The organism is Pseudomonas sp. MYb60 (assembly GCF_002979555.1).
Taxonomy (GTDB): Bacteria; Pseudomonadota; Gammaproteobacteria; order Pseudomonadales; family Pseudomonadaceae; genus Aquipseudomonas.
Genome location: NZ_PCOZ01000007.1, coordinates 339203 through 360385 on the forward strand (window position 1 = coordinate 339203; position 21183 = coordinate 360385).

The 21183-nt window shown below is 62.1% G+C and carries 15 protein-coding genes; 9 read left to right on the plus strand and 6 right to left on the minus strand.

Annotated elements, in window-relative coordinates; genetic code table 11:
- Positions 1 to 247 precede the first annotated feature (247 nt).
- Positions 248 to 1063 (plus strand): SDR family oxidoreductase, encoded by an 816-nt coding sequence (locus tag CQ041_RS14945; protein ID WP_105523215.1) that lies wholly within the window; start codon positions 248 to 250, stop codon positions 1061 to 1063.
- 240 nt (positions 1064 to 1303) lie between these two features.
- The gene (gene csrA, locus CQ041_RS14950) at positions 1304 to 1507 is read left to right on the plus strand and encodes a carbon storage regulator CsrA (protein WP_105523216.1); all 204 of its coding nucleotides are present in this window, start codon (positions 1304 to 1306) and stop codon (positions 1505 to 1507) included.
- A 2-nt stretch (positions 1508 to 1509) separates the two neighbouring features.
- Here the strand turns inward: csrA and CQ041_RS14955 are convergent, their stop codons facing one another.
- From CQ041_RS14955 to CQ041_RS14970, 4 genes are all read right to left on the minus strand, one after another.
- The gene (locus CQ041_RS14955) at positions 1510 to 1737 is read right to left on the minus strand and encodes a YheU family protein (protein WP_003172962.1); all 228 of its coding nucleotides are present in this window, start codon (positions 1735 to 1737) and stop codon (positions 1510 to 1512) included.
- A 59-nt stretch (positions 1738 to 1796) separates the two neighbouring features.
- Positions 1797 to 2981 carry an osmoprotectant NAGGN system M42 family peptidase gene (locus CQ041_RS14960; protein ID WP_105523217.1) on the minus strand — a complete coding sequence of 395 codons (1185 nt, stop codon included), beginning with the start codon at positions 2979 to 2981 and terminating at the stop codon, positions 1797 to 1799.
- A 152-nt stretch (positions 2982 to 3133) separates the two neighbouring features.
- Positions 3134 to 4867 (minus strand): N-acetylglutaminylglutamine synthetase, encoded by a 1734-nt coding sequence (ngg, locus tag CQ041_RS14965; protein WP_105523218.1) that lies wholly within the window; start codon positions 4865 to 4867, stop codon positions 3134 to 3136.
- A 3-nt stretch (positions 4868 to 4870) separates the two neighbouring features.
- Positions 4871 to 6643 carry an N-acetylglutaminylglutamine amidotransferase gene (locus CQ041_RS14970; protein ID WP_105523219.1) on the minus strand — a complete coding sequence of 591 codons (1773 nt, stop codon included), beginning with the start codon at positions 6641 to 6643 and terminating at the stop codon, positions 4871 to 4873.
- Between the two features lie 311 nt (positions 6644 to 6954).
- On the opposite strand from CQ041_RS14970, the gene CQ041_RS14975 reads away from it, so the two are divergent.
- Entirely contained in the window at positions 6955 to 11781 is a 4827-nt protein-coding gene (locus tag CQ041_RS14975) for an NEL-type E3 ubiquitin ligase domain-containing protein (protein WP_256586795.1), read from the plus strand.
- On the opposite strand, the gene mnmC is transcribed toward CQ041_RS14975, so the two are convergent.
- On the minus strand, positions 11778 to 13757 hold the full coding sequence (gene mnmC, locus CQ041_RS14980; RefSeq protein ID WP_105523220.1) for a bifunctional tRNA (5-methylaminomethyl-2-thiouridine)(34)-methyltransferase MnmD/FAD-dependent 5-carboxymethylaminomethyl-2-thiouridine(34) oxidoreductase MnmC: 1980 nt from the start codon (positions 13755 to 13757) through the stop codon (positions 11778 to 11780). The genes CQ041_RS14975 and mnmC overlap by 4 nt on opposite strands.
- A 141-nt stretch (positions 13758 to 13898) precedes the next feature.
- On the opposite strand from mnmC, the gene pap reads away from it, so the two are divergent.
- The 3 genes from pap (at position 13899) to CQ041_RS14995 (ending at position 17718) form a co-directional block, all read left to right on the plus strand.
- Complete coding sequence (gene pap, locus CQ041_RS14985) at positions 13899 to 15416, plus strand: polyphosphate:AMP phosphotransferase (RefSeq protein ID WP_105523221.1); 1518 nt, start codon at positions 13899 to 13901, stop codon at positions 15414 to 15416.
- 90 nt (positions 15417 to 15506) lie between these two features.
- Positions 15507 to 16691, plus strand: a complete 1185-nt coding sequence (locus CQ041_RS14990; protein WP_105523222.1) for a thiolase family protein — start codon at positions 15507 to 15509, stop codon at positions 16689 to 16691.
- A 70-nt stretch (positions 16692 to 16761) separates the two neighbouring features.
- Positions 16762 to 17718 (plus strand): DMT family transporter, encoded by a 957-nt coding sequence (locus CQ041_RS14995; protein ID WP_105523223.1) that lies wholly within the window; start codon positions 16762 to 16764, stop codon positions 17716 to 17718.
- Here CQ041_RS14995 and CQ041_RS15000 read toward each other — a convergent pair.
- Positions 17715 to 19097 carry a class II fumarate hydratase gene (locus CQ041_RS15000; RefSeq protein WP_105523224.1) on the minus strand — a complete coding sequence of 461 codons (1383 nt, stop codon included), beginning with the start codon at positions 19095 to 19097 and terminating at the stop codon, positions 17715 to 17717. The genes CQ041_RS14995 and CQ041_RS15000 overlap by 4 nt on opposite strands.
- Positions 19098 to 19278: 181 nt before the next feature.
- Between CQ041_RS15000 and CQ041_RS15005 the strand changes: the two genes are divergently transcribed.
- The 3 genes from CQ041_RS15005 (at position 19279) to CQ041_RS15015 (ending at position 21160) form a co-directional block, all read left to right on the plus strand.
- On the plus strand, positions 19279 to 19797 hold the full coding sequence (locus CQ041_RS15005; protein ID WP_016976397.1) for a DUF2059 domain-containing protein: 519 nt from the start codon (positions 19279 to 19281) through the stop codon (positions 19795 to 19797).
- Between the two features lie 6 nt (positions 19798 to 19803).
- Positions 19804 to 20100, plus strand: coding sequence for a BolA family transcriptional regulator (locus CQ041_RS15010; RefSeq protein ID WP_105523225.1), 297 nt, complete (start codon positions 19804 to 19806; stop codon positions 20098 to 20100).
- A 118-nt stretch (positions 20101 to 20218) separates the two neighbouring features.
- On the plus strand, positions 20219 to 21160 hold the full coding sequence (locus CQ041_RS15015) for a rhodanese-related sulfurtransferase (RefSeq protein WP_105523226.1): 942 nt from the start codon (positions 20219 to 20221) through the stop codon (positions 21158 to 21160).
- Positions 21161 to 21183: the final 23 nt, after the last annotated feature.

The following is a 21183-nucleotide window of genomic DNA, read 5'->3' on the forward strand; positions in this document are numbered from 1 at the left end:
GCCTTAACAACTCCGACCCAGCAACTTTGCAGAAAATTCCTTATTTTTTTTAACCCACTTCATAAACTTGCTTATTTCCTTTAATGCACGGCGTTAGTTGAAAAATATTGAACTTAGGCCTCGCCGCAGTATCCGACCCGGCCAGCGGTTTGCCTGGGGCATTCATCACCCTGATGGTGCGTGGGTGTGGGAAAAAGCTTCGCTACACTGCCGGTCACTTCTTCCGTGAACCACAAGGCTACTTCCTATGCAAAATCGCATGATGATCACTGGTGCAGGGTCCGGGCTGGGCCGTGAAATCGCTCTGCGCTGGGCCCGCGAGGGCTGGCAGTTGGCCTTGTCGGACGTCAGCGAGCCGGGCTTGCAGGAAACCTTGAAGCAGGTGCGCGAGGCGGGTGGCGATGGGTTTATCCAGCGCTGCGACGTGCGTGACTACAGCCAGCTCACCGCGTTCGCCCAGGCCTGTGAGGTCAAGCTGGGGGGCGTCGACGTGATCGTCAACAATGCGGGCGTGGCCTCGGGTGGGTTCTTCGCCGAGCTGTCCCTGGAGGACTGGGACTGGCAGATCGCAATCAACCTGATGGGTGTGGTCAAGGGCTGCAAGGCGTTCCTGCCGCTGTTGGAAAAGAGCAAGGGCCGGATCATCAACATCGCGTCCATGGCCGCGCTGATGCAAGGGCCGGCGATGAGCAACTACAACGTGGCCAAGGCCGGCGTGGTGGCGTTGTCGGAGAGCCTGCTGGTGGAACTCAAGCAGCAGGAAGTCGGGGTTCACGTGGTGTGCCCGTCGTTCTTCCAGACCAACCTGCTGGATTCGTTCCGAGGCCCGACTCCAGCGATGAAAGCCCAGGTTGGCAAGCTGCTGGAAAGCTCGCCCATTACCGCCGCCGACATTGCCGACTACATCTACCAGCGCGTCGCCGAAGGCGAGTTCATGATCCTTCCTCACGAGCAGGGGCGCATGGCCTGGGCGTTGAAGCAGAAAGACCCACAGTTGCTTTATGACGAAATGACCAGCATGGCCGACAAAATGCGCGCCAAGGCCCAGGCAGCCAAGGCCTGACTTCTGCACCAGGATTCACATCGGATGTGTGTCAGGCCCGGAAATGCGGTGGTTCAGTCACAGTTGTATTGACTGAGCCACCGCCTTCGCGAGCAGGCCCGCTCCCACATTTTGTTAAGTGTTCCGTCAGTAAAGTTACCTGTTCCTGTAGGTTGCGCCTGATTTCGTCGCAAGGCATTGATGGCTTCGGTCTCAATCGCGCATGGTCAGTGTCCTTTCACTGTTAAAAGGGCAACCGCCATGCTGGTCTTAAGCCGCGCCGTAGGCGAAGTCATTTCCATCGGCGATGACATCGCCGTGCACATCCTCGAGTTGAACGGTACCCAAGTGAAATTCGGCATCGAAGCGCCGAAGGGCGTGCAGGTGCACCGTGCAGAGGTCTACCAGAAGATCCTCGACCGCCAGGGCAGCGCCACGCATCCGGTGCCGGTGCCCAACCTCTGACGTCAGTCGAACAGGTGCTTGGGCACGTCGTGCTTGAGCATCAGTTGGCATTGCTCGCTTTCCGGGTCGAATACGATCAGCGCCTGGCCTTTGGTCAGCGCCTGGCGGACGCGCAACACGCGGGTTTCCAGGGGCGTGTCATCGCCGTTGTCGGTGCCGTCGCGGGTGACGAAGTCTTCGATGAGGCGCGTCAGGGTGTCGACTTCAAGTGCATCGTGGGGAATCAGCATACAGGCCTCGGGTGGTGGATCCCGGCGATCCTACTGCGCCGGGACCGGAGTTGCCAGTCTCAGGATTTATTGCCCACCAGGCTGTCCACCGACGGCACCCGCGTGTCGCTCTCCATCTGCGTCTCGTGCTCGATCTGATGGCTGAAGCGGTCGAGTGAACCCTGGGCCGGCTGTGCATCGCTGGCGAACACCGGCGGGCTGAGGATGTAGGCCCCCAGCAGGCGACTCAAGGCGGCCAGGCTGTCGATGTGGGTGCGTTCGTAACCGTGGGTGGCGTCGCAACCAAAGGCCAGCAGCGCGGTGCGGATGTCATGGCCGGCGGTTACGGCCGAGTGGGCGTCGCTGAAGTAATAGCGGAACAGGTCGCGGCGCACCGGCAGTTCATTGTCGGCCGCCAGGCGCAGCAGGTGCCGGGACAGGTGATAGTCGTAAGGGCCGCCGGAGTCCTGCATCGCCACGCTCACGGCATGCTCGCTGGAGTGCTGGCCGGGCGCGACCGGGGCGATGTCGATGCCGACGAATTCGCTCACGTCCCAAGGCAGTGCCGCCGCCGCGCCACTGCCGGTTTCCTCGGTGATGGTGAACAGCGGGTGGCAGTCGATCAGCAACGGCTCGCCGCTGTCGACGATGGCTTTGAGCGCGGCAAGCAGCGCGGCGACGCCGGCCTTGTCATCCAGGTGACGGGCGCTGATGTGCCCGCTCTCGGTGAATTCCGGCAACGGGTCGAAGGCCACGTAGTCGCCCACGCTGATCCCCAGGGAATCGCAGTCGGCACGGGTGGCGCAGTAGGCGTCCAGGCGCAGTTCGACGTGGTCCCAGCTCACTGGCATTTCATCCACGGCCGTGTTGAACGCATGCCCGGAAGCCATCAACGGCAACACGCTGCCACGGATCACACCGTTGTCGGTAAACAGGCTGACCCGGCTGCCTTCAGCAAAACGGCTGGACCAGCAGCCCACCGGTGCCAGTGTCAGGCGACCGTTGTCCTTGATCGCACGCACGGCAGCGCCGATGGTGTCCAGGTGAGCGGACACCGCACGGTCGGGGCTGTTTTTCTGGCCCTTGAGGGTCGCGCGGATGGTGCCGCGCCGCGTCATTTCAAACGGGATGCCCAGCTCTTCCAGGCGCTCGGCGACGTAGCGCACGATGGTGTCGGTAAACCCGGTGGGGCTGGGAATGGCGAGCATTTCCAGCAGGACTTTTTGCAGGTAATTGAGGTCCGGTTCGGGGATGGTTTGGGTCATACAGACTCCTGTTGGCTTGTATTTGGGTGGTGCCAGCACTGGCCTTGTCGGGGGCAAGCCCCCCCACAGTTGAAGGTATTCACCACTCAAAATGTGGGAGGGGGCTTGCCCCCGATGGCAGCGGTGAGGGGACCCCAGTTCTCAAGCAGTCACTAACTATGGGGAAACAACAAATCCACAAACCGCTCAGCCGTCGGCTGCGGCTCATGATTGGCCAGTCCGGCCCGTTCGTTGGCTTCGATAAAGACATACTCGGGTTGATCGGCAGCGGGCACCATCAGGTCCAGGCCGACCATGGGGATGTCCAGGGCGCGGGCTGCACGCACAGCGGCGTCCACCAGCGTCGGGTGCAGGATGGCCGTGACGTCTTCCAGGCAGCCACCGGTGTGCAGGTTGGCGGTGCGACGCACGGCGAGGGTTTCGCCACGCGGCAGGATGCTGCTGTAGTCGTACCCTGCGGCGTGCAGGGTGCGCTCGGTTTCCGCATCGATGGGGATTTTGCTTTCGCCATCGGTGGCCGCCTGACGGCGACGACTCTGGGTCTCGATCAACGCCCCAATGGCGTGATGACCATCACCGGTCACCTCTGCCGGGCGACGAATCGCTGCGGCAACCACCTCGAATCCGATCACGAGAATGCGCAGGTCCAGGCCTTCGTGAAAGCTCTCCAGCAGCACACGGCTGTCGAACTGGCGTGCCGCTTCAATCGCCTGTTGCACCTCTTCGATGGTCTGCAGGTCCACCGCCACGCCCTGGCCTTGCTCGCCATCCAGCGGCTTGACCACCACGCGCTGGTGCTCGTCGAGGAACTCCAGATTGTCGTCGGCGCTGCCCGCCAACTGCTGCGACGGTAACTTCAAGCCGGCGCCCTTGAGCACCTTGTGGGTCAGGCTTTTGTCCTGGCACAACGTCATGCTGATGGCGCTGGTCAAGTCACTCAGCGATTCACGGCAACGCACCCGCCGTCCACCGTGACTCAAGGTGAACAAACCCGCATCGGCGTCATCCACCTGCACGTCGATGCCGCGACGATGGGCCTCTTCGACGATGATCCGCGCGTACGGGTTGAACCCTGCTTGTGGCCCCGGGCCCAGAAACAGCGGCTGGTTGATACCGTTCTTGTGCTTGATCGCAAAAGTGGTCAGCGCACGGAAGCCGAGCTTGGCGTAGAGGTTCTTGGCCTGGCGGTTGTCATGCAGCACCGACAGGTCCAGGTAGCTCAGGCCGCGGCTCATGAAATGTTCCACCAAGTGGCGCACCAGCACTTCACCCACGCCGGGGCGGGTGCATTGCGGGTCCACCGCCAGGCACCAGAGACTGCAACCGTTCTCCGGGTCGTGAAAGGCTTTCTGGTGATTGAGGCCCATCACGCTGCCGATCACGGCGCCGCTGTCCTCATCTTCCGCCAGCCAATACACCGGGCCGCCTTGATGGCGCGGTGTGAGGCGTTCGGCATCCACGGGCAGCATGCCGCGCCCTTGATACAGCTGGTTTACCGCCAGCCAATCCGCCTCGCTCTGCACGCGGCGGATCCGAAAGCCGCGAAATACACGGGTGGCAGGGCGGTAGTCGGTGAACCACAGGCGCAGGGTGTCGGACGGATCGAGGAACAGTTGCTGCGGGTCAATCCCGAGGATTTGTTGGGGCGCGGCGACATACAGGGCGATGTCCCGCTCGCCCGGCTGTTCGTTGAGCAGTTCCAGCGCCAGGCTCGATGGATCGGGAAACGTATGGCCGATCAACAACCGGCCCCACCCGCAATGCACGGCAATCGGGCCGGGGCTCTGCGGGCTGCCATCCTCGGCCAGTCGGGCTTGCAGGCGCTCGTATGTCGGCGCCTGGCCCTTGAGCAGACGTTGGCTATAAGCCGCTGCATGGGGTTTCATCGGTCAGATTCCTTGTTCGCTGAGCCATAGGTTCAGCGCCGCCAGTTGCCACAACTTGGAGCCGCGCAGCGGCGTCAGTTGGCCTTGCGGGTCGGTGAGCAGTCGGTCAAGCATCGTGGGGTTGAACAGGCCGCGGTCCTGGCTTGGGTCCAGCAGCAGGTCGCGCACCCAGTTCAGGGTATCGCCTTGCAAATGCTTGAGGCCGGGCACCGGGAAGTAACCTTTCTTGCGGTCGATGACTTCACTTGGAATCACTCGGCGCGCCGCTTCTTTCAAGACCTGCTTGCCGCCGTCAGGCAATTTGAACTGGCCCGGCACGCGGGCCGATAGCTCTACCAAGCGGTAGTCAAGGAACGGTGTGCGCGCTTCCAGGCCCCAGGCCATGGTCATGTTGTCGACGCGTTTGACCGGGTCGTCCACCAGCATCACCGTGCTGTCCAGGCGCAGCGCCTTGTCCACGGCAGCATCGGCGCCGGGCATGGCGAAATGCTCGCGCACGAAGTCGCCGGCGGCGTCGTTGGCGGTCAGCCATTTCGGCGCGACGGTGGCAGCGTAATCGTCGTAGCTGCGGTCGAAGAAGGCCTGGCGGTAGGCGGCATACGGGTCGCTCGCACCGTCTACCTGCGGGTACCAGTGGTAGCCGGCAAACAGTTCATCGGCGCCCTGGCCGCTCTGGACCACCTTGCAATGCTTGGCCACTTCCCGCGACAGCAGGTAGAAGGCGATGCAGTCGTGGCTGACCATCGGCTCGCTCATGGCGCGGAACGCCGCGGGCAATTGCTCGATAATCTCACTTTCGGCGATGCGCAATTGATGGTGACGGGTGCCGTAATGCTTGGCGATCAGATCCGAATACTGGAACTCGTTGCCCGCCTCGCCGCCGGCGTCTTCGAAGCCGATGGAAAAGGTGGACAGGTCCTGCACGCCGACTTCCCGCAACAGGCCGACGAGCATGCTTGAATCCACGCCACCGGAAAGCAGCACGCCAACGTCCACGGCGGCGCGTTGGCGAATCGCCACGGCTTCGCGGGTGCTGTCGAGGACGCGATCGGTCCAGTCTTCCAGGGTCAGGTTTTTCTCATCGTCACGCGGGCCATAGGGCAGGGTCCACCACACCTTCTGCTCGGTGTTGCCGCTGGCGTCGATGCGCATCCAACTCGCCGGCGGCAGTTTTTCGATGCCCGCCAGCAAGGTGCGCGGCGCCGGCACTACGGCATGGAAATTCAGGTAGTGGTTGAGGGCAACCGGGTCGAGGATCGGGTTGATGTCGCCGCCCTTGAGCAGCGCCGGCAATGCCGAGGCAAAGCGCAGGCGCTGGCCGGTGCGCGACAGGTAGAGCGGCTTCACGCCAAGACGGTCGCGGGCGATGAACAGGCGCTGGGCGTCACGTTCCCAGACGGCAAACGCAAACATGCCGTTGAGCTTGGGCAGAAGCGCCTCGCCCCAGGCGTGATAGCCCTTGAGCAGCACTTCGGTGTCGCCACCGGAATAGAAGGCGTAGCCCAAGGCTTCCAGCTCTTCTCTCAATTCCGGGAAGTTATAGATCGCGCCGTTGAACGCCAGCGACAGCCCCAAATGCGAATCGACCATCGGTTGGGCCGAGCCGTCCGACAGGTCCATGATTTTCAGGCGTCGGTGGCCAAGGGCGATCGGGCCCTGGGCGTGAAAGCCCCAAGCATCGGGGCCGCGAGGGGCCAGGTGATGGGTGATGCGCTCAATCGCAGCCAGGTCGGCAGGTTGGGCATCGAAACGTAATTCTCCAGCTAATCCGCACATATATTCCTTACCGGTTTTTCCGTTGGGGAGGGATAGACACTCAATACGCCCAAAGGGCGCGTACCCAGAAACTGACACGGGGCCTATGTGGGAGTTTTAGAACAATACGTTATAAGGCACATGGCCTTGATTCGTGTCGCAGCGCTTCAGGCGTCGTGTGGCCTGCAGGCGGGGGGTGTTACATAGCGTCGGGATACATGGGGATATTCGGTAAAAAAGGGCGCCAACAAGGTGGGTATTCGAATGCGTTTTTAGCCCCTGCACGCTTACGGTGGTCCATCAAATTGCAGCACACAAAGGACGCTGAACCCATGATGGAAAAACGTGATTTAAGTGCAGTTGCCGATCAGGTGACCGAAGAGGAACTGCTGACCGTCCTGCTGGAGGCGACCGGCGATCTGGATAAGGCACGGGTACTGCGCAACACCCTGCCTGCCTGGTTGGCCCTGGCTCAGCCGGCCACGCTTACAGCCCTTGAGCAAGCCCATCGCGACAGCGAGCTGCCGCGTATTCAAGTCAGGAAACTGTTCGAAAAACTGCAGCCGTTGCATCAGTTCTGTGTGGAGCGCCTGCACGCCTTTCTGTTGAGCAAGGGCATCCGGGCGGTGGATGTCGAGCGTGATCAATTGGAACTGCCCACGATCAAGTTCAGCGGCTTGATGCCCCCCGTGACGGGGGCGTTAATCGAAACCATCACGTGGAAAAAGCTCAGCCTGGTGACGGCCGCCATGCAGAATTTCGATGCCGCCAAGGCCGGCAGCGGTGGTGTTTCCCCACAGGCCTTGGTCCGTAGCGCGGCGACCCGCCGCGCGGTTGCGGGCCTCTCCGTGGAACACTTTGTCGGGTATTGCCGCGAGCTGGACCTGGGGGAGGCCTACCAGCGTCATATTCGTGACGTGTTCAACCTGCCTGCGCCCCATGAGCGGCTTGAAGCCAACTCGGGCTACAACCCGGCAGCCGTGAGTATCGGTCAATCGAAGCTCCTCGACATGCAGATCGACCTACACATGGCGTGCGCCAGGCAGGACGTGAGTGCCGCCGCCGGCGAGCGTCTGCTCAAGCTGATCAAGGCCGACCGCCCGGCCGAACAATTGACGTTCCTGCTTGCGCTGGAAAAGCCGTGGATCTGGCAGGGTGTGAACATAGACGGCGCCTGCCTCTGGGGCGTGTTGGTGATTTGCGATGCGGACCCGGGTCAACTCGACGGTGGGTCGCTGCTGGTGTACATGCCCAATGAACCGTTCAGACCCTGGTTCGAATACGAAACGCTGGAGGACTTCGAGGTGTACCTGACCTTGAAGCTACAGGTTGAAACCTACCGTAAAACCTTTGAAGCCTACCTTGATGAGCACGAGCGGTTGGGCTTCTTCCAGCGTTTCGACCAAACCCGGCAACTGGGGAAGTTGGAACCCACGGTGGTCGCAACCAATTTTTCATCGTTTTATTTCAACGCGTTCACCGGCAAGATCCAGCGCGATGCCCTCGCGTTGGCCGTGCCGACGGCGCAGGTTGACGAGGATGCCGACGAGGCACGCTGGCTGGCCTACCTGGAGGCCGGGCTGGACCTGTTGAATGTGGCCTCGTTCGTGGTACCCGTATTGGGCCAACTGATGATGGGCGTGGCTATCGGTCAACTGCTGGGGGAAGTCTTCGAGGGGATTGAGGACTGGGCTCATCACGATGATGCCAACGCCCTGCGGCACTTGGCCAATATCGGTGAAAGCATTGCTGCAATGATCGCCTTCGCGGCGGGAGGGCGCATTGTGGGGGCGCTCAAAAAGCGGGTCATGTCTGCCGATTTTTTTGGCAACGTCGAAGCCATCACCCGCACTGACCAGCAACCACGGCTGTGGCGTCCACGCCTGACACCCTATAGCCACGCCGTGACCCCTGAACCGTGGACGCCCAATGTCCGAGGCATCCATCAGGCCAAGGGCAAGTCGTGGATCAGGCTCGATGGCTCGGTGTACTCGGTTGAGTTCGACCCCGCGATTGGCCAATGGCGTATCAATCACCCAACGCGTCCCAGCGCCTATCGCCCGCCGATCACCCACAACCATCATGGGGGGTGGCAGCATGCGTTCGAGCGGCCTGAGCAGTGGCAGGACCTTTACTACAACCTGATCCGGATCGATCCCGAACTTGAAGCCTTGAGCACGGGAGATGCCACCTCGATTGCTGCCATCACCGACATGAATGTGCCTCGGGCGCGACGGTTGGCGCTGGGGCATCAGGCGCTGCCGCAGCGTTTCCACGATTGCCGGGTGCGCATCGAGCAGCATTACAAGGTCGAGCGTTTGATCGGCCAACTGGGGCGCGGGGAGGTGCCCGCTGCCGACACGGCGCGCATACAGATGCTGGCGATCCCACTGATGCCCGGCTGGCCCAAAGGGCGGTTCATCGAGTTGTTGGATGCGGAGGAATACCTGCTGGAAAGCTACCCGGATGTCAGCCCCTTCGACTACGAAGACCTGAGCGTCCACGTGACCCAGCAACAACTCAAGAACGGGCAGCTCATGCAGACCATTTTGCAGGCGCTCACCGAGGATGAGCGCACCGCCTTGCTGGGTGAAACGGTGGCGCTGGACAACGCCTCGCCGGTGCTGCAGCAACGGTTGTTACCCACCCTCAAGGCCCATCAGCAGGCACTCACGCAGAAGCTGTTCCTGGACCAGGAAGGTACGCCCCTCGGCGAGTTGCAGGCGCTCAAGAACGCGCACCCGCAGTTGTCCAATCGAGTGGCCGCGCAACTGTTGGGCGCAGCCACCCATGCGCAGCGTGAGCGTCTGCTGAAGACCGGCCGAGTGCCGCTGGCGCTTGCCGAGCAAGCACGTGGGGCACTGGCTCGGATGGAAGAGGATGTAGCGTTGACCGGCCTGTATCTGCCCGAACAGGCCTTGCCCGCGACCCGGCGCATTGCGTTGGGCGTGGCGCAACAATTGCCGCAGTGGCCGCGGGACCTGGCCCTGCAGCTTCGTCAACAATCCGTGAGCGGCGAGGTACTCGCCCGCGTGGGAAGTTCTGCCGCGACCGTGCAGCGTACCGTGGTGCAGACCGCTGAAGGTTTCCAGCCTTTCGATGATGCGAACCAGGCGCTGGCCGAGCCTAGCGGTGGGCCGCATGGTTTTTATCAGGCCGTGGTGCAGGTTTTGCCATTGGAGAGCCGGGCCGCCCTGGAGTTGATGGGAGACGCCGCGCCGCAACGATTGCTCAACCGGATACGGTTGAACAGCCAGGGGCAGCGGCGGCGCGTCAGGGCCTTCATGCAATCCGATGCGAAGGGTATCGAGGCCGAGCCTGTCGCTTGCATCCAGGCCGCGCCGCCCACCCAGCTGCCAATGGCACCTGCATTGATGCGCAAGATGAGAAAGCTCTATCCGCTGCAGGATGACACCCATCTGACGGAGCTGATCGAGCGGTCGGGCAGTGATCAATTGACTCGCGCCAAGGCTGTCGAAAGGCTGGAGCAGCAATTCGTCAAGTTGCACCGCGCGTTGAAAACCTGGCGCAGTGACCGCTCGGCCTTCAGGCCAGAAGAAGCGCCGCTCTGGGATTACCGGCTGACCCGGCAACAAGTGGCCAAAGCCATCGAGCAGGGCTGGAAGTGCATGACGTACTTGACTGATCACAAGCGCAGAAGCGTACCGGGACTGTCACTTGACGGCATGTTGCATGCACCACTGCCGACATTGCCACCCCAGTTGAACTTCGAACAGGTGCAATCGCTGTCCCTGGGGCAAATGACGCTCGACGATTCGGTCGCTTACTTTCTCAAGCACTTCAAGGGCATCAAACACCTCAACCTGGCCGGCAACCAAGTCACGCGGCTTCCTCATGTACTGTCCCAGATGCCACGGCTGGAATACTTGTGCCTGGCCGATAACGCGCTGCAGCTCAACGAATACTCCAGGACCACGCTGGCTGGGCTGCGCAGTCTGCAGGTGCTGAACTTGAGCAACAACCCGCTGGTGGAAGCGCCCGATGTCAGCCACATGTTCATGCTGCAGGATCTGATAGTCCGAAACTGCCGCCTCAAGGAATTTCCCAAGGGGGTTTCGCGCCTGCCGTATCTGGAAGGCCTCGACCTGCGTGAGAACAACATCAGCGTATTGCCCGAGTGGTTGTTCCAGATGCCGAGAACCTATACCCAGATCGTCAATTTGCGCCATAACCCCTTGAATGCGGACAGCGAGCAACTGTTGAGCGACTATCGCAAGGCGCACGGTATCGGCATGGGATACCTGGAGGATGACTTGACTCGTATGACCGAACAGCGGGCGCGGGAGCTTTGGCTGGCGGATGATCGAGTGGCCCGGTTCGATGAAAAAGACCTGACGTGGTCGGGCTTGCGAGACGAACCGGGTTGCGAAGGCTTATTCAACTTGCTGGCCCAGTTGGGAGGGGCCGCCGACACGATCCATGTGCGTGAGGACATGGACCGACGGGTGTGGCGGGTTCTTGAAGAGGTCGGCGCCGATAGCGAACTGCGTGAGGACGTGTTTGAGCTGGCAGCGTTGGGGTTGAATTGCGATGATGCGGCGGCAGTGAGTTTCAGCGAGCTTGAGGTGTTGATTGAAGTTCGTAACGCGACGCGTCTGACCCAAATCGGGCAAGTGTCCGCTACCCCGCTGTTGAACCTGGCGCGGCGCCTTTTCCGGCTCGACCAACTCAGGGAGCTGGCCGCCAATCATAGCGTCGAACACCCTTCGGCTGATCCACTGGAGGTCGAGCTGGCATTTCGGACCGGGCTGGCGGAGCGATTTGACTTGCCCGGCCAGCCCAAGCATATGCGCTTCGCCTCCCTCAGCGGTGTGACGGTGCAGGCACTGAGGGAGGCGGAAAATCAGGTCAAGGTTGCCGAGATGTCACCCAAGCTGCTGAAGTACTTGGTGGGATTGCGATTCTGGGTGGATTACCTGAAGCGAACGAACCAGGCAAGCTTCGACAGTCTGTATGAACCGTTCAACGAACGTTCCCAGAAGCTGTTCGACCAGCGCTTGAAAATGCGCGATGCGAGCTACCGCGAACAAATGAGCAGCATCAATGACGAACGAGATTTGGTCGAAACCGCCGAGTTGGAGCGTCTGACCCAGGACGCGATAAAACACCGCGACCTGGGCCTGTGCCAAGCGCCTTAGGCCTTGGCGGCATTGCTGCGGATCAACCCGCGCACCGCAAATCGATTGGGGTGGCAGGCCTGCGCCACACTGAGAGGCACTGGCAGTGGTTCGCCCTCCAGCCAGGCGGCCAGCAACTCGGCAGACAAGGGGGCCGTAATCAGGCCGCGGGAGCCGTGACCGCTGTTGACATACAGGCCTGCCAACCAGGGGCAGGGCGTGTCGGGCACGCTGCGCGCATCCTTGCGTAGCACTTCATAGGCCTGGACGAATGCGGCGCGGTCGGCCAGGGGGCCGACAATCGGCAGGTAGTCAGGGCTGGTGCAACGGAAGGCGGCGCGACCCTGCAGGGTGGCCGGGTCGAGGCGGTCGGCGTGCAAGCGTTCGGCCAGGTCGGCGGAAATCTCGTGGAGCATCGCCAGGTTGCCGGCATGGTCGGCCGCCGTGGGCGTGAGGTCGTCGTTATTGAAATCAAAGCTGGCGCCCAGGGTGTGTTCGCCCAATCGCGGTGGTGCGACGTAACCCTCGGCGCACACCACGGTGGTCAATGCCTGACTCTGGTCGGTTTGCGGCAGGCGGGTGATCTGCCCACGGATACGCTTGAGGGGCAGGTCGGCAAAGCGCTGGACCTCGGCGGCGCCGGCCAGGACGACGACGCAAGCGCTGGCCAGCAGGCGTTCGCCGTCCCAGGCTTGCCACTGTCCGTCGACGTTGCGCAGCTCGAGCACTTCGTGGTGCGTTTGCACCGTTATGCCTGGCTGGCTCGCTTGCCATTGGCACAGCGCGGGCGGGTGCACCCAGCCGCCTTCAGGGAAAAACAGCCCGCCGTGTTCCACGGCGATGCCGGCTTTGGCCTGCGCTTGAGCGCGGTCGAGCAGGTGCAACAAGTTCGGCGCAAAGGCCTGGGCAAGTTGCGCCTGGCGCTGGGCTTCCTTGGCGTCGAAGGCGAGCTGCAGTACGCCGCAGCCGTCCCAGTCGACGCCACGGTGCAGGTGTTCCAATGCCCGGCGCGTGTAGCCGAAGCCCGCGACGATCATCTGTGACAGCGCGGTGCCATGGGCCGATAGCTTCAAATAAAGCACGCCCTGAGGGTTGCCGGACGCTTCCTGGGCCAGGGCCGTATGGCGTTCCAGCAGGCTGACCTGCCAACCCCGTGTCGCGAGGCTGGCTGCGGTAGCACAGCCGGCCAGGCCGCCGCCGATCACCAGGGCGTGGCGCTCGCCTTGAAAACGTTCAGGTCGGGCGAACCAGGGTTTGGTGCGCTCCGGCGCAGGCACGTCCTCAGGCCATCCGAGAAACTCCCCGCGCAGGATCTCCCACTTATGGCCGATGCCCGGCGTGCGCTTCATCTTGAACCCGGCGGCGTTGATCAGTCGTCGCACCCAGCCGGTGCTGGTGAACGTACTGATGGTCGAGCCCGGCGCCGCCAACCGTGCCAGCTCACTGAACAATTCGGCCGTCCACATCTCGGGGTTTTTCGCCGGCGCGAAGCCGTCGAGGAACCAGGCGTCGACCTGCGCGTCCAACTGCGGCAGTTGCTCCAACACATCGCCGATCAGCAGCGTCAAGGTCACGCGCCCGTTGTCGAGTATCAGGCGTTGGAAACCCTGGTGGATGGCGATGTATTGCGCCAGCAGTTGTTCGGCCAAGGGCTGCAGTTCGGGCCAGAGGGCAAGGGCGCGCTGCAGGTCTGCGTGGCTCAACGGGTATTTTTCGACGCTGACGAAATGCAACCGCGCACCGGCCACGGCGTGTTGTTCGAACAACTGCCAGGCGCACAGGAAGTTCAGGCCGGTGCCGAAACCGGTCTCGCCAATCACCAGGCGCCCACCCGCGCTCAGCGCCGCGAAACGTTCCTGCAGACGGTTCTGTTCCAGGAACACATAGCGGGTTTCTTCAAGGCCTGACTGGTCGGAAAAGTACACATCGTCGAACACCCGCGAGTGCGGACGGCCTTGGTCATCCCAGTCGAGCTGGGCGTGGGTGATGGGGTTCATGGGCGGCTCGGTAAAGGCAAGGCGGCCATTCTAGCCGATCAACCGGCATTGGATTGACCCACGGCAAGCAACGATGGAATTTCCTCCCGCGCAGTGCTGCCCAATCCGCTAGTCTTGAGCCATCTTGAAACGGAGCTGCCCATGTTCGAATCCGCCGAAATCGGTCACGCCATCGACAAAGACACCTACGACGCCGAAGTGCCCGCGCTGCGCGAAGCCCTGCTGGAGGTGCAGTACGAGCTGCAACAGCAGAAGCGCTTCCCGGTGATCATCCTGATCAACGGCATTGAAGGCGCCGGCAAGGGCGAGACCGTCAAGCTGCTGAATGAATGGATGGACCCGCGCCTGATCGAAGTGCGCACCTTCGACCAGCAGACCGATGAAGAACTGGCCCGCCCTCCGGCCTGGCGTTACTGGCGCCAGTTGCCGGCCAAGGGGCGCATGGGGATTTTCTTCGGCAACTGGTACAGCCAGATGCTCCAGGCGCGGGTGCACGGGCAGATCAAGGACGCACGCCTGGACCAGGCCATCGCCGGCGCCGAACGCCTGGAAAAAATGCTGTGTGATGAAGGTGCGCTGATCTTCAAGTTCTGGTTCCACCTGTCCAAGAAACAGATGAAAGCGCGGCTCAAGGCGCTGGCCGACGACCCGCTGCACAGCTGGCGCATCAGCCCGCTGGACTGGCAGCAGTCCGAGACCTACGACAAGTTCGTGCATTTTGGCGAGCGCGTGTTGCGCCGCACCAGCCGCGACTATGCGCCTTGGCATGTGATCGAAGGCGTGGACAGCAACTACCGTGGGCTCACCGTCGGCAAACTGTTGCTCGAAGGCATGCAAAACGCCCTGAAACTGCCCAAGGGCAAGGCCAGCGGCATGAACCCGGCGCCGTTGATCGCCTCGGTGGACAAGAAGAGCCTGCTGGACAGCCTCGACTTGAACCAGCGCCTGGACAAGGACGATTACGAAGAACAACTGATCACCGAGCAGGCACGTTTCTCCGGGCTGATGCGCGACAAACGCATGCGCAGGCATGCCTTGGTCACGGTGTTCGAAGGCAACGATGCGGCAGGCAAGGGCGGCGCGATCCGCCGCGTGGCAGCGGCGCTCGACCCGCGTCAGTACCACATCGTACCGGTTGCCGCGCCGAGTGAGGACGAGCGTGCCCAGCCTTACCTGTGGCGGTTCTGGCAGAAAATCCCGGCGCGCGGCATGTTCACCGTGTTCGACCGCTCGTGGTACGGCCGCGTGCTGGTGGAACGCATCGAGGGCTTCTGCACGGCGGCGGACTGGATGCGCGCGTATGGCGAGATCAATGACTTCGAGGAGCAACTGCGCAACGCCGGGGTGATCGTGGTCAAGTTCTGGCTGGCCATCGATAAACAGACCCAGCTGGAACGCTTCCAGGCGCGTGAAGAAATCCCTTTCAAGCGTTTCAAGATCACCGAGGACGACTGGCGCAACCGTGACAAGTGGGACGACTACCGCGCCGCCGTCGGCGATATGGTCGACCGCACCAGCACCGAAATTGCACCTTGGACCCTGGTGGAAGCCAATGACAAGCGCTGGGCACGGGTCAAGGTGCTGCGCACCATCAACCGCGCGCTGGAAGACGCGTTCGAGGAGTCCGACAAGCACGACAAGAAAGGCAAGAAGAAGTAGGCCTATATGCGGGGTGAATGATCGTCGCGATTGGAATCAGCAGGATCTATGCTCGATCAACTCCCAACCATGACAAGATCGAGGTAGCCCATGCGTGAAGTAGTGATCGTCGACAGCGTGCGAACCGGCCTGGCCAAATCCTTTCGCGGCAAGTTCAACCAGACCCGTCCGGATGACATGGCGGCCCATTGCGTCAACGCGCTGCTCACCCGCAACGGCATCGACCCGGCGACAGTGGAGGATTGCATCGTCGGCGCCGGCTCCAACGAGGGCGCACAGGGCTATAACATCGGGCGCAACGTGGCGGTGCTGTCGCAACTGGGCACCGGCACGGCGGGGATGACCCTCAATCGCTTCTGCTCCTCGGGCTTGCAGGCGATTGCGATTGCCGCCAACCAGATCGCCTCGGGGTGCAGTGACATCATTGTCGCCGGTGGCGTCGAGTCCATCAGCCTGACCATGAAAAGCGTCAACACCGACAACCTGATCAACCCGCTGCTGAAAGAGCAGGTGCCGGGCATCTATTTTCCCATGGGCCAGACCGCCGAAATCGTCGCCCGGCGCTACAACGTCAGCCGCGACGAACAGGACCGCTACGCCCTGCAAAGCCAACAGCGCACGGCCCAGGCCCAGGCCGACGGTTTGTTCAGCGATGAAATCGTGCCAATGGCGGTCAAGTACAAAGTGGAAGACAAGCACAGCGGCGACGTGCAGGTGCTCGACGGCGTTGTCGATCGTGACGACTGCAATCGCCCGGACACCACGTTGGCCAGCCTGCAAGGCTTGAAACCGGTGTTTGCCGAAGACGGCTCGGTGACGGCAGGCAACTCCTCGCAGCTGTCGGACGGCGCCTCGATGACCCTGGTGATGAGCCTTGAGAAAGCCCTGGCGCTGGGGCTCAAGCCCAAGGCGTTTTTCCGTGGCTTTACGGTCGCGGGCTGCGAGCCGGACGAAATGGGCATCGGCCCGGTGTTCTCGGTGCCCAAGCTGCTCAAGGCCAAGGGCTTGCAGGTGGCGGATATCGACCTGTGGGAACTCAACGAAGCCTTCGCGTCCCAGTGCCTGTATGCGCGCAATCGCCTGGAAATCGATAACGCGAAGTACAACGTCAACGGCGGTTCGATTTCCATCGGCCACCCCTTCGGCATGACCGGCTCGCGGCAAGTGGGCCATTTGGTACGTGAGCTGCAACGGCGCAACCTGCGTTACGGCATCGTCACCATGTGCGTGGGCGGTGGCATGGGCGCCACCGGATTGTTCGAAGCGGTGCGCTGATCTTCGCTACACAAAGTGCGACGGGTGCCCCTAGAATGCGGCTCCACTTCCTCTGGCTTCTGGGGCACTCATGCACATTTCTTCCGGCCGCTGGGTCTATGGTTTTCTCCTGACCCTGCTGACCGCGCTGCTCTGGGGCATCCTGCCGATCAAGCTCAAGCAGGTGCTCCAGGTCATGGACCCAATCACCGTCACCTGGTTTCGCCTCACCGTCGCCGGCGGCTGCCTGTTTGTCTACCTCGCGCTGACCAGGCGCTTGCCCAGCCGCAAGGTGCTTGGCCCAAGGGGCGGTTGGCTGGTGGCCATGGCTGTGTGCGGGCTGGTAGGCAATTACGTGCTGTATCTGGTGGGCCTGCAACTGCTCAGCCCCGGCACCGCCCAGTTGGTGGTGCAGATGGGGCCGATCTTCTTGATGATCGCCAGTGTGTTTGTGTTCAAGGAGCGTTTCAGTCGCGGGCAGGTGCTCGGGTTATTCGTGTTGATTGCAGGCTTTGGCCTGTTCTTCAACCAGCGTCTGGAGGAGTTGCTGACGTCCCTTGGCGCCTATACCGCTGGCGTGCTGACCATCCTGCTGGCCACCTCGATCTGGGTGTTCTACGCCCTGGGGCAGAAGCAGTTGCTGACGGCGTGGAATTCGCTGCAGGTGATGATGGTGATCTACCTCTGCTGCGCCGTGCTGCTCACGCCGTGGGCGCACCCGCTGGAAGCGTTGGACCTGAGCCCGTTGCAAGGTTGGCTGCTGCTGGCGTGCTGCATGAACACCCTGGTGGCCTACGGTGCATTTGCCGAGGCACTGGCGCACTGGGAAGCGTCGCGGGTGAGTGCGACGCTGGCACTCACGCCGTTGGTGACCTTTGTCGCGGTGGCGCTGGCGGCGTGGCTGTGGCCGGACTACGTGCACGCTGAAGACATCAACGCCCTGGGGTATGCCGGGGCGTTGGTGGTGGTGCTGGGTTCGGCAACCGTGGCGCTGGCGCCGTCGTTGATTGCCGGGCTCAGAGCCCGGCGTTTGCGCATGGCGTCCTAGGCGCCGAGCATGTCCTGCGGGCGCACCCACTGGTCGAACTCAGCGCTGGTGAGATAGCCCAGATCCAGCGCCGCTTCCCGCAGGGTCAGGCCTTCGGCATAGGCCTTCTTGGCGATCTCGGCGGATTTGTCATAGCCGATATGCGGGTTGAGCGCCGTCACCAGCATCAGCCCGCGCTCCAGGTGTTCGGCCATTTGCACGGCATCCGGCTCCAGCCCCGCGACGCAGTGCTCCTGGAAGTTGTTGCAGCCATCGGCCAGCAAGCGGATCGACTCCAGCAGGTTGTGGATGATCACCGGCTTGTAGACGTTCAACTGCAAGTGGCCCTGGCTGGCGGCAATGCCAATGGTCACGTCATTGCCCAGCACCTGGCAGGCCAGCATCGACAGCGCTTCGCACTGGGTCGGGTTGACCTTGCCCGGCATGATCGAGCTGCCGGGTTCGTTGGCCGGCAGCTTCACCTCGGCCAGCCCGGCGCGTGGACCGGAGCCGAGCAGGCGCAGGTCGTTGGCGATTTTCATCAGCGCAACGGCCAGGGTTTTCAGCGCGCCGCTCAAGGTGACCAGCGGCTCATGGCCGGTGAGGGCCGCGAATTTGTTCGGCGCAGTGACAAACGGCAGGCCCGACAGCGCGGCCAGTTCGGAGGCAATCGCCTCGCCAAACCCATGGGGGGCATTGAGCCCGGTACCCACCGCCGTACCGCCCTGAGCCAGTTCGTAGACGGCAGGCAGTGCCGCCCGCACGGCGCGCTCGGCGTAATCGAGCTGGGCGATGAACGCCGACAGCTCCTGGCCGAAGGTGATGGGCGTGGCGTCCATCATGTGGGTGCGGCCGGTCTTCACCAGTTTCATGTGCTTGGCGGCCTGTTCGGCCAGGCCACCGGACAACGTGGCGATCGCCGGCAGCAAACGCTGATGCACGGCCTGCACGGCGGCGATGCTCATGGCCGTGGGAAAGCAGTCGTTGGAACTCTGGGAGCGGTTCACGTGGTCGTTGGGGTGCACCGGGCTCTTGCCGCCGCGGTTGCCGCCGGCCAGTTCATTGGCGCGCCCGGCGATCACTTCGTTGGCGTTCATGTTGCTCTGGGTGCCGCTGCCGGTCTGCCAGACCACCAGCGGGAACTGGTCGTCGTGCTGGCCGGCAAGTACTTCGTCGGCGGCCTGTTCGATCAGGCGGGCGATGTCCGCGGGGAGATCACCGTTACGATCATTCACGCGCGCGGCGGCTTTTTTGATCAGGGCCAGGGCGTGCAGTACCGCCAGGGGCATGCGTTGCTCGCCGATGGCGAAATTCACCAGTGAGCGTTGGGTCTGCGCGCCCCAGTAAGCGTCATCCGGGACTTGGACGTCTCCCAGGCTGTCGGTTTCGGTACGGCTCATCAGTCACACTCCTTGAGGTCGGTTTGCGCAGTTTAGGCCGTGATCGGCCGGGTGGGTTCCATTAAAGACTTTTCATCGGGCAATCCCTGTCTGGCAAGGCCCGGGGTTGAGCCATGAGGTTTTTTAGGCGCAGAATGGGCGCCCTTGGGGTCTTACCTCGCCTGCTAGAAAAGGAAACTCGATGACTCGTCTTCGTGCCATCTGTACCGCGGTTGCTCTGGTTTGCGCCAGCGGCCAGGTGCTTGCCGATACCGCCAGCCACAACGCCAGTGCCGAAGCCTTCCTTACCCTGGCCCATGCCGACAAGCTGGGTACCCCGGTGTACATGCAAGTGCAGCAAATGTTCGCCCAGCGTTTCGAACAGACCAAGGCACCCGCCGCCAAGCAGTCCGTACTGGACAGCTACCAGGCCAAGGCCAACGCCGCCCTGGACCAGGCCATTGGCTGGCCGAAGCTGAAACCGGACATGGTCAAGCTCTACACCACCAACTTCAGCGAATCCGAGCTCAAGGACCTGGTTGCTTTCTACCAGTCGCCACTGGGCAAGAAAGTCCTGGAAAAAATGCCTCAGCTGACCCAGCAATCGGCCCAGATGACCCAGGCCAAGCTGGAAAGCGCCGTACCGGTAGTGAACAAGCTGCTGGAAGACATGACCAACGAGCTGTCGCCTAAAGCCGCCGCTCCGGCCAAGAAGAAGTAAGCAGGAATGACCATGCAACAGCGTATCGAAACGGCGCTTGCCGACCTGGGCACTGACCACCTGAGCGTGCTGGATGAAAGCCACATGCACAGCCGTGGCTTGCAGACCCACTTCAAGGCGGTGCTGGTCAGCCCGCAATTCGAGGGGCTCAACCGCGTCAAGCGCCATCAGAAGGTCTACGCCACCCTGGGCGACCTGATGAGCGAGTTTCATGCGCTGGCGCTGCATACCTACACGCCCGAGGAATGGGCGAAAATCGACGCAGCCCCGGCCTCGCCGACCTGCGCCGGCGGACATGATTGATGAGCGGGTGTCTCTGACACCGGGCATTTGTTAGAATCCGCAACGCGCCGCTTAGCCGGCGCGTTTTTTTTGCATCCGGTTCACCCCTTACGAGGGTAGCCACCTGGAGAGAATACCCATGACTCAACCGATCGTCGTGGCGGCACTGTATAAGTTCGTCACCCTCGAAGATTACGTCGCCCTGCGCGAGCCACTGCTGCAGGCAATGGTCGACAACGGCATCAAAGGCACCCTGTTGATTGCCGAAGAAGGCATCAATGGCACCGTGTCCGGCACCCGCGAAGGCATCGACGGCCTGATCGCCTGGCTCAAGAACGACCCGCGCATGGTCGACATCGACCACAAAGAATCCTACTGCGACGACCAGCCGTTCTACCGCACCAAGGTCAAGCTCAAGAAAGAGATCGTGACCCTGGGCGTCGAAGGCGTCGACCCGAACAAAAAAGTCGGTACCTATGTTGACCCGCAAGACTGGAACGCCCTGATCAGCGATCCGGAAGTGCTGCTGATCGACACCCGTAACGACTACGAAGTGTCCATCGGTACCTTTGAAGGTGCGATCGACCCGAAAACCACCAGTTTTCGCGAATTTCCCGACTATATCAAAGCCAACTTCGACCCGGCCAAGCACAAGAAAGTCGCCATGTTCTGCACCGGCGGCATTCGTTGCGAGAAGGCGTCGAGCTACATGCTCAGCGAAGGCTTCGATGAGGTTTACCACCTCAAGGGCGGCATCCTGAAGTACCTTGAAGAGGTGCCGCAGGAAGAAACCAAATGGCAGGGCGACTGCTTTGTTTTCGATAATCGCGTCACGGTGCGCCACGACTTGAGCGAAGGCGACTACGATCAATGTCATGCCTGCCGCACACCCGTGAGCGTCGAAGACCGCGCCAGCGAGCACTACGTGGCTGGCATCAGTTGCCCGCATTGCTGGGATAAGCTGCCCGAGAAAACCCGTCGCAGCGCCATCGACCGGCAAAAGCAGATTGAGCTGGCCAAGGCCCGCAATATGCCGCATCCGATTGGCTTCAACTACAAGCAATCTCCTTCCGAGGCCTGAGCCATGTCCGCACGCCTGCTCTA

Coding starts and splice junctions, on each gene's coding strand:
- mnmC (WP_105523220.1), bottom strand. CDS start 13,757: ATGAACCCCATCACCCACGCCCAGCTCGACTGGGATGACCAAGGCCGT.
- CQ041_RS15015 (WP_105523226.1), top strand. CDS start 20,219: ATGACTCAACCGATCGTCGTGGCGGCACTGTATAAGTTCGTCACCCTC.
- CQ041_RS15010 (WP_105523225.1), top strand. CDS start 19,804: ATGACCATGCAACAGCGTATCGAAACGGCGCTTGCCGACCTGGGCACT.
- CQ041_RS14975 (WP_256586795.1), top strand. CDS start 6,955: ATGATGGAAAAACGTGATTTAAGTGCAGTTGCCGATCAGGTGACCGAA.
- CQ041_RS14970 (WP_105523219.1), bottom strand. CDS start 6,643: ATGTGCGGATTAGCTGGAGAATTACGTTTCGATGCCCAACCTGCCGAC.
- csrA (WP_105523216.1), top strand. CDS start 1,304: ATGCTGGTCTTAAGCCGCGCCGTAGGCGAAGTCATTTCCATCGGCGAT.
- ngg (WP_105523218.1), bottom strand. CDS start 4,867: ATGAAACCCCATGCAGCGGCTTATAGCCAACGTCTGCTCAAGGGCCAG.
- CQ041_RS15005 (WP_016976397.1), top strand. CDS start 19,279: ATGACTCGTCTTCGTGCCATCTGTACCGCGGTTGCTCTGGTTTGCGCC.
- CQ041_RS14960 (WP_105523217.1), bottom strand. CDS start 2,981: ATGACCCAAACCATCCCCGAACCGGACCTCAATTACCTGCAAAAAGTC.
- pap (WP_105523221.1), top strand. CDS start 13,899: ATGTTCGAATCCGCCGAAATCGGTCACGCCATCGACAAAGACACCTAC.
- CQ041_RS15000 (WP_105523224.1), bottom strand. CDS start 19,097: ATGAGCCGTACCGAAACCGACAGCCTGGGAGACGTCCAAGTCCCGGAT.
- CQ041_RS14955 (WP_003172962.1), bottom strand. CDS start 1,737: ATGCTGATTCCCCACGATGCACTTGAAGTCGACACCCTGACGCGCCTC.
- CQ041_RS14995 (WP_105523223.1), top strand. CDS start 16,762: ATGCACATTTCTTCCGGCCGCTGGGTCTATGGTTTTCTCCTGACCCTG.
- CQ041_RS14945 (WP_105523215.1), top strand. CDS start 248: ATGCAAAATCGCATGATGATCACTGGTGCAGGGTCCGGGCTGGGCCGT.
- CQ041_RS14990 (WP_105523222.1), top strand. CDS start 15,507: ATGCGTGAAGTAGTGATCGTCGACAGCGTGCGAACCGGCCTGGCCAAA.